This window comes from Pseudoalteromonas sp. S558 (genome assembly GCF_005886635.1).
Lineage (GTDB): Bacteria > Pseudomonadota > Gammaproteobacteria > Enterobacterales > Alteromonadaceae > Pseudoalteromonas > Pseudoalteromonas aliena.
The window spans coordinates 1-1723 of the sequence record NZ_PNDU01000375.1; the positions used below are offsets into that span (position 1 = coordinate 1).

The 1723-nt window shown below is 35.4% G+C and carries 1 protein-coding gene and 1 pseudogene; one reads left to right on the forward strand and one right to left on the reverse strand.

The window, feature by feature from the left end:
• The first annotated feature begins 452 nt into the window (after positions 1-452).
• Positions 453-1367 (forward strand): hypothetical protein, encoded by a 915-nt coding sequence (locus CWB66_RS19555; RefSeq protein WP_138586665.1) that lies wholly within the window; start codon positions 453-455, stop codon positions 1365-1367.
• A 72-nt stretch (positions 1368-1439) separates the two neighbouring features.
• Here the strand turns inward: CWB66_RS19555 and CWB66_RS19560 are convergent.
• Positions 1440-1723: pseudogene (locus tag CWB66_RS19560) on the reverse strand (IS4 family transposase); the annotation flags it as partial.

The following is a 1723-nucleotide window of genomic DNA, read 5'->3' on the forward strand; positions in this document are numbered from 1 at the left end:
GAATTAAATTAATGATCTATTATAGCGACAAAAAAATAGCTCAATAACAAGGCTAAAATTATGATACATAGCTGTTCTATATAAATAATTTTTAACGTAGTTAGTGAGTTATTTAATACGCTAAAGTGATCATGTTTTTAATAAAATTGGAATTATACCAATTTACTAATTAAGCGGTCTATTTTGAGGTAAGGGTTTCGTTATTTAGTTGCTCTCGGCAATTACCACTGCATGGTTCTACATCCATGCAGTCGTTTATCGAGGTTTTTAACGCAGTTAGCACCCAGTTTAGCTCCTCAAATTGATTGCGTATTCTTGTGGATTAGTATTAGTTAACCTGAACTACATTTGAAAAATTACTTTGTTAAGCATGAGTATTGCTTACATCTTTTAACAGACATTAACCTTTAAAAACGATAAATTTAGACCCTCATTGATAAAGAGTACCTTAAATGCCAATTAATAAAGAATCTATCGCTATAACCTTGTCTATTGCCGCTGTTACTATTGCCAGCTATGGTGCATTTTTTACAACAGCACCTTCAACATCTCATCTTCAATCGCAAAATATGCATGACTCACGCTCTAGTAATGAAATTGATCGTTCTAATACATCAGTCAGCAATAACCCTTTATTAAAAGACTTACAAACACAGGTTACTGCTTTAAAACTAGAGCTGACAAATTTGAAGCTAAGTAATATCGGCCCTAATGAGAATGTATCATCTCCCGACATTAAAGAGCTGGTGCTCGCCGTTATTGAAGAAAAAGAACAAAAAGAAATTGAAGAACTACGAGATAAAAATCCATTATATGGCTTTTATGCTGATTTACCTGAAGATTACGACTTACGGATTAAATCAGATCCTGCATTCACAAAAAGTGTAAATGAAGAATTGCGAAACAAAATATTAAGTACACATTATACTGATTTAGAACGCTTGGGAGCATTGAGCCAGTTACAGATGAATATGTTCATTTTGAATAAATCGCAAATGCCCGAATACGACTATGAGGCCGTGGGCAGCATTTTAGATTTAGCTACTGTAAGCAACGATGAGAAGTTTAAAATACAAGCTATAGAAATCACAACACAGGCCCCTGTAAGTGATTACCGTTTAGTAGAGCGCTTTTCAACAATACTCAAGCAAGATAATAACGATTACGTTCGTACTCTTGCTAGCCAAGGCTTGATAAATCAATACTACCAAGCAAAAGGCACAAAAAATGGGGATATTCAGCAAGTAGCCGAGCAAATTTTATCCCTATATCAAAATACCTCTGACGAAAAAGTGAAATCACTTTTACATGAAATGGTGGGTGACGAAGTAATGCTAGAAGAATTACGTAAACATTCGCAGGGCTGAGCCTAAAAGGATTAATAAGCAACCTAAGCTCAAGCTAAGTCATTAAAAAGGTCACCCAGAGTGTAATGCCGTTCACTTAAGGTGAACGGCTTTTTTATTTCTAGCGTACCCTGCGATCTAGGCTTGACTGAACGAGGAAAACTTCGCCCCCTTCGAGGCTCTAGAATTAGGCTTTCTGCCATCACATAAAAGTATTTTAATTGACGCGGTATGGCTCTAGGTGTTGAATAAGGTAATCCAACAAGCAACCTCATTATTTGAGCTAAACTACCATTGAAACTGAGTTGGTATGGTAAGTAATCACTTTTTAATGTGTGGTACATTTTTACTATCTGATATCGCACCATATTATAAGT

Bases quoted from the DNA above. Each gene is read 5' to 3' on its own strand.
- CWB66_RS19555 (WP_138586665.1), top strand. From the start codon at position 453: ATGCCAATTAATAAAGAATCTATCGCTATAACCTTGTCTATTGCCGCT.